Annotated in this window: 1 protein-coding gene; it reads right to left on the reverse strand. The window is 48.0% G+C overall.

Going from position 1 to position 660, the window contains the following annotated elements:
- On the reverse strand, nt 1-660 hold a 660-nt coding region (aroF, locus tag ACM0OZ_RS49135; protein WP_414590208.1), incomplete at both ends, for a 3-deoxy-7-phosphoheptulonate synthase.

Genomic DNA, 660 nt, shown 5'->3' on the forward strand with positions numbered 1-660 from the left:
AGACTGAGGACCATCTGAAAGTGCTTTGGCGGGGTTGGGGTGAACCTCAATCATCAATGAATCTGTACCAGCTGCGATAGCTGCCTTTGCCATTGTGGGTACATACTGAGAGTAGCCAGTGGCATGACTTGGGTCAATCATAATTGGCAAATGGGTCAGGGTACGCAATACAGGGATCACAGATAAATCTAGAGTATTTCTGGTGTACTGCTTGTCAAAGCTGCGAATTCCGCGTTCGCACAAAATCACATTTGGATTGCCTGCAGCCAGAATATATTCCGCAGCCATCAACCATTCTTCAATTGTTGCAGACAAGCCGCGCTTGAGCAGAATTGGTTTGCCAGCAGCGCCTACTTTCTTAAGCAAGGAGAAATTCTGCATATTGCGCGCACCAATTTGTAGCACATCTGCAACGGCTGCAACTTTCTCAACATCAGCAGTATCCATCACTTCTGTGATAATTCCCAGTCCGGTGGCTTCACGCGCTAGTGCTAATAACCCTAGGGCACTTTCGCCATGTCCTTGGAAGGCATAAGGTGAGGAACGAGGTTTGTAAGCACCGCCTCGGATGAATTGTGCGCCTGTAGCTTTGACCACTTGTGCTGTGGCGACAATCATTTCTTCATTTTCCACTGAACAAGGTCCAGCCACGACTACTAA

Origin of the sequence: Scytonema sp. PCC 10023 (genome assembly GCF_963920835.1) — a bacterium.
Taxonomy (GTDB): Bacteria; Cyanobacteriota; Cyanobacteriia; order Cyanobacteriales; family Nostocaceae; genus Kalymmatonema.